Here is a 5,334-nt window from a genome sequence, read left to right as displayed (position 1 = left end):
CGCCTCCCCGCGCCGGCGCCGAGCCCGCGGCGCCACCGCAATCGGCGCCACCGCAGCCGGTGACGGCGAGGGCTATGAGGGAGACACGGCATACGACCAGGCGGCCGTGGTGGCGAAGGAAGGACGGCGCCGCCCCCGCCGCGGCGAGCCGGCACCCGAACCGGTGAGCGAGCCGCATACCGCAGACGCATCCGAGACCCGCCCCGCCACCCGCGCCCTGCCGACCGAGTCTGCCAAGGACCCGGCACCGGCCCCCATCGTCCCGGAGACGGGCAAACCCGACCTGCTGCCGCCGCCCACCGCACCGATCTCCGGCCGACCGGAGCAGCTCGCGCTTGCCGGGGACGTCACCTACACCCTGCCCGAGCCGACCACCCTCAAGGAGGGCACGCCGCCGAAGGCGCGCTCGGCCGCCAACGACCAGGTCGTCGCCGCACTCACGAATGTCCTGGACGAGTTCGGCATCGACGCGCAGGTCACCGGCTTCACCCGCGGCCCGACAGTCACCCGCTACGAGGTCGAGCTCGGCCCCGGCGTCAAGGTCGAGCGGGTCACCTCGATGTCCAAGAACATCGCCTACGCGGTAGCGAGCGCCGACGTGCGCATCCTCAGCCCCATCCCCGGCAAGTCCGCCATCGGCATCGAGATCCCCAACGCGGACAAGGAGATCGTCTCCCTCGGCGACGTGCTGCGCAGCCGCACCGCGCACAACAGCACCCATCCGATGACGATGGGCGTCGGCAAGGACGTCGAGGGCGGGTATGTCGTGGCGAACCTCGCCAAGATGCCGCACCTGCTCGTCGCCGGCGCCACCGGCGCGGGCAAGTCGAGCTTCGTCAACTCGATGATCGTCTCGATCCTCATGCGCTCCACGCCGGAGGAGGTGCGGATGATCCTCGTCGACCCCAAGCGGGTGGAGCTGACGGCCTACGACGGCATCCCGCACCTGATCACCCCGATCATCACCAACCCCAAGAAGGCCGCCGAGGGGCTGCAATGGGTGGTCAAGGAGATGGACCACCGGTATGACGACCTGGCCGCCTTCGGGTTCAAGCATGTCGACGACTTCAACAAGGCCGTCCGGTCCGGTGCCGCCAAGCCGCTCCCCGGCAGCGAGCGCGTGCTGGAGCCCTATCCCTATCTGCTGGTGATCGTCGACGAGCTCGCCGACCTGATGATGGTCGCTCCGCGCGATGTCGAGGACTCGATCGTGCGGATCACCCAGCTGGCCCGGGCCGCGGGCATCCACCTCGTGCTGGCCACGCAGCGGCCGTCGGTCGATGTCGTGACGGGCCTGATCAAGGCCAATGTGCCGAGCCGTATGGCGTTTGCCACCTCCTCGCTCGCCGACAGCCGGGTGGTGCTCGACCAGCCGGGCGCAGAGAAGCTGCTGGGGCAGGGTGATGCGCTGTTCCTGCCGATGGGGGCGAGCAAGCCGATCCGTGTCCAGGGCGCCTGGGTGACCGAGTCGGAGATCCACGCGGTCGTCGACCATGTCAAGACGCAACTGCAGGCCAACTACCGCGAGGATGTCGCGGTCGAGGCGGCCAAGAAGCAGATCGACGACGACATCGGCGACGACCTCGACCTGGTGCTCGCCGCGGCCGAGCTGGTCGTAACGACGCAGTTCGGGTCGACCTCGATGCTGCAGCGCAAGCTGCGGGTCGGCTTCGCCAAGGCCGGCCGCCTGATGGACCTGCTGGAGTCCCGCAATGTCGTCGGGCCCTCCGAGGGCTCGAAGGCGCGCGATGTGCTGGTGCGCCCCGATGACCTGGCGGCCACGCTGGCGATGATGCGCGGCGAGGAACCGCCAGCCGGCGGAGATGTCGATTATGCCGACGAGCAGGACGAGGGCGGCGAGGACGCCTGGGAGCTGACCGGGCGGGAGTGACGGGGCCGGTTTCCCTAGGCAACACGCCCGCGTGACGGGGTCCTGGGTGGTCAGGCCTGCGGCAGGATGTGCGCCTCGCGAGCGGCGGCGAGCTCGGCGCCGATGTCCTCGAGGAAGTTGCGCACATCGCTCGAGCCCGACACCGGTCCGCCGGCGAGCAATCCGTCGGTGCCCAGCAGCACGGCACACGGAGATCCGTAGACGCCGAAAGACTGCTGCAGCCCGCCGCGCGGGTCGAGCAGCCAGTCCATGCCCCCGGGGATCTGGTCGGTCTCGACGGCGCTGTGATAGATGGGGTGCACGCCGATCTCGGGGTTGGCCTCGGCGAACTCCGGCAGCTCCTCGCGCAAGGTGATGCACGCGTGGCAGTGCAGGCTGAGGAAGATCAGCAGCCGCGCCTGGCTCTTCGCCATCTCGCGCACATTGGCGAGGCGGCCGTCCGGGGTCTCCAACACGCCATACGGCACTGCTTCCCGGATGTAGTCGCCGCTCTCGGTGCTGGGCGGTGGCGTGTTCGCGTGGTGGTGCGCCGGTGCAGGGGTATGCGGCTGGGCCGGGGTATGCCGTGGCGCTGGTCCGCGGTCGAGGATCAGCCAGGCCACGGCCGCGGTCACCACGGTCATGGCGAGCCAGCCGAGCCCCGTGGCCCCGACGTCGGCGAGTTGGGCGGTCAGGCTGCGGTCGTGGCGCACGGCGTCCACGATCGCCAGCAGCGCCACGGCGACGAGCAGCAGATTGCGCCACAAGGTGCGCACGGTGACCAGCCCCATCCCGAGCGTGCCGAAGCAGCCGCACGTCACGGGATACGGGAAGCGCAGCGCACGAGCGATCACGGCCGTGTAGGCGAGCATCAGCACGGCGGCCACCACGGCGCAGACGAGCCGCAGTGGCGGCGGGGCGAGCAGGAGGCCCGCCGCGAGCACCAACTCGCCCAACGGCAGCAGCCGCGGCCCACGCAGACGGGTCAGGATCTTCGGCAGCTCCAGCATCTGGAAGGCGCTCGCGGACGCGGCCGGCTCACGCAGCTTCGCGACCGCGCTGACGATCAGAACCGCCACGATGAGCAGAGTCGCAAGGATGAGCGGGGACGCATCGGGCACGCGGCAAGTATAGGAAGGAGGCCGGATCACCTTAGGCTGACAGGCCATGTCCCAGTTGTGGCCGACGCCCGCACCCGGGCGCGTCCGGACCAACCCCGTCGTCCGCGCGTTCCGGGAGCGCCCCAGCGCGATCCTGCTCACTGCTCAGGTCATCGCGATGCTCGGGTTGGCGTTCGTCGGCCCGAGCCAGCGGCCGGTGTTCTCGCTCGTCGGGCTCGTCATCCTGCTGCTCGCGATCGTGGTGGTGCGTTCGACACCCGCCCTGACCTGGATCTCGGGGTTGATCGCGCTGCCGGCGCTGGTGCTCGAAGTGTGGAGCATCATCGACCCGGAGCATCAGGTCGTCTTCATCCTGGCGCACAGCCTGCTCGCGGCCTTCTACGGCTACGTCGGCTATGCCCTGGTGGCCTATGTCTTCGCCGACCACTGGGTCACTCGCGACGAATTGTTCGCCGTGGGCGCCGCTTTCACGGTCATCTGCTGGGCGTTCGCCTATGTCTTCTTCGTCATCCAGGAGCTCAAGCCCGGATCGTTCACCGACTACTCCGGGGTGGGGCAGCGGACCTTTCACGAGTTGCTCTATCTGTCGGTGGCGAACTTCACGAGCGTGGGCCTGTCCGACGTGACCCCGGTGCAGCCGATCGCCCGTGGGGTGGGCATGATCGAGCAACTCACGGGCGTGATGTACGTGGCGATGGTGATCTCCCGGCTCGTCGCGCTGTCGGTGATCCGGCGCGGCTGAGGGCCGTATGCCGTCTCAGGTGCCGGCGGTCGCGTCGTCGGCGGCCTGCAGCACGCGCAGGATGTTGCGGCTGGTGAGCTTTGCCAGATCGGCGGCCGACCAGCCGCGCTCGGCCAGCACCGCCAACAACCGCGGATAGGTCGAGACGTCCTCCAGCCCTTGCGGCAGCTGATCGACGCCGTCGTAATCCCCGCCGAGGCCGATGTGGTCGATCCCGGCCACCTCCCGCAGGTGTTCGACGTGGGCGACCACATCGGCGAGCGTGGCGCCGGGCGCGGGGTGGGCGGCGGCATACGACTCCCGGAACGCCCGGCCGCTCTCGTCGTCCGGGTCGAGCCCCGCGGCGCGCACCGCAGCCTTGGCAGCGGTCGTCCAGTCGGCGGCGTCCTGATTGACGAAATAGGGGACGAAGGTCGCCATGCACACCCCGCCCTGGGCGGCCAGTCGGGACAGGACCTCGTCGGGCACATTGCGCGGGTGGTCGGTGATCGCACGGGCGGAGGAGTGGGAGGCGATGACGGGCACGGTGCTGGTGTCCAGCGCCGCGTGCATCGTCGTCACGGCGCCGTGTGAGATGTCGACGAGCATCCCGATGCGGTTCATCTCGCGCACGACGTCGCGGCCGAAGTCCGTCAGGCCACCGTGGCGCGGCTCGTCGGTCGCCGAGTCGGCCCAGTCGTTGTTCTGGTTGTGCGTCAACGTCATGTAGCGCACCCCGAGCCGGCGCATCATCCGAAGTGTCCCAACGGAATTGGCGATGCAGTGTCCGCCCTCGGCACCCAGCAGGCAGGCGATCCGCCCGTCCGCCCAGGCGGCGCGCACCTGCTCGGCGGTGGTCGCCAGAGCCAGCTGGTCGGCATACCGTGCCACCATGCGGTGCACGCAGTCGAGCTGCTCGAACGTGGCCGTCACGGCGTCGACCGGCGCATAGGTGCCGGGCGCGAACACCGACCAGAACTGCCCCCCGACGCCGCCCTCCCGCAGACGCACCAGGTCGGTATGGGTGCGGGTGCCGCGCACCGCGATGTCGAGCTGGTCGAAGTCGTAGCCCTCCAGATCGCGCAACTCCCAGGGCAGGTCGTTGTGTCCGTCGACGATGGGGTCGGCGGCCAGCAGGGAGGCGAGGTCGAGGGGACTCATGACATGCAACGCTAGGGGATGCGCGACGGCCCCATAGAGTTGACCGTATGACGGTTCCCGCGCAGCGCCGCGTCGCGTTGGTCACCCTCGGGTGCACCCGCAACGAGGTCGACTCCGAGGAACTCGCCGGGCGGCTCGCGGCCGAGGGCTGGGAACTCGTCGACGACGCAGCCGAGGCCGATGTCGCCGTGGTCAACACGTGCGGCTTCATCGAGCAGGCCAAAAAGGACTCGATCGACACGCTGCTGGAGGCCAGCGAGCTGAAGCAAACGGCGCGCACGCAAGCCGTCGTCGCCGTGGGCTGCCTCGCCGAGCGGTATGGCCGCGAGCTCGCCGAGGAGTTGCCGGAAGCCGACGCGGTGCTCGGGTTCGATTCGTATGCCGACCTGTCGGGTCACCTCCGCTCGATCCTCGCCGGGGCGCGGCCGGAGAGCCACGTGCCGGCCGATCGCCGGCAGCTG

Annotated in this window: 4 protein-coding genes and 1 pseudogene; 3 read left to right on the top strand and 2 right to left on the bottom strand. The window is 69.8% G+C overall.

Features of this window, described 5'->3' with window-relative positions; translation table 11 throughout:
• A partial coding sequence (locus BN11_RS10605) for a DNA translocase FtsK (protein ID WP_083433684.1) occupies nucleotides 1–1,891 on the top strand: 1,891 nt, incomplete at its 5' end.
• A gap of 50 nt (nucleotides 1,892–1,941) precedes the next feature.
• Here the strand turns inward: BN11_RS10605 and BN11_RS10600 are convergent.
• Nucleotides 1,942–2,991 carry a TlpA family protein disulfide reductase gene (locus tag BN11_RS10600; RefSeq protein WP_048697442.1) on the bottom strand — a complete coding sequence of 350 codons (1,050 nt, stop codon included), beginning with the start codon at nucleotides 2,989–2,991 and terminating at the stop codon, nucleotides 1,942–1,944.
• A gap of 46 nt (nucleotides 2,992–3,037) precedes the next feature.
• On the opposite strand from BN11_RS10600, the gene BN11_RS10595 reads away from it, so the two are divergent.
• On the top strand, nucleotides 3,038–3,733 hold the full coding sequence (locus BN11_RS10595; protein ID WP_053084065.1) for an ion channel: 696 nt from the start codon (nucleotides 3,038–3,040) through the stop codon (nucleotides 3,731–3,733).
• 15 nt (nucleotides 3,734–3,748) lie between these two features.
• On the opposite strand, the gene BN11_RS10590 is transcribed toward BN11_RS10595, so the two are convergent.
• A complete protein-coding gene (locus tag BN11_RS10590) occupies nucleotides 3,749–4,873 on the bottom strand; it encodes a dipeptidase (protein ID WP_048697439.1) in 1,125 nt (374 codons plus the stop codon).
• A 47-nt stretch (nucleotides 4,874–4,920) separates the two neighbouring features.
• On the opposite strand from BN11_RS10590, the pseudogene BN11_RS10585 reads away from it, so the two are divergent.
• A pseudogene (locus BN11_RS10585) lies at nucleotides 4,921–5,334 on the top strand (30S ribosomal protein S12 methylthiotransferase RimO); the annotation flags it as partial.

Source organism: Nostocoides australiense Ben110 (assembly GCF_001050535.1).
Taxonomy (GTDB): Bacteria; Actinomycetota; Actinomycetes; order Actinomycetales; family Dermatophilaceae; genus Nostocoides_A; species Nostocoides_A australiense.
The sequence above is the reverse complement of the archived record's forward strand: the minus strand, read 5'-3'. Positions and strand labels throughout refer to the sequence as shown.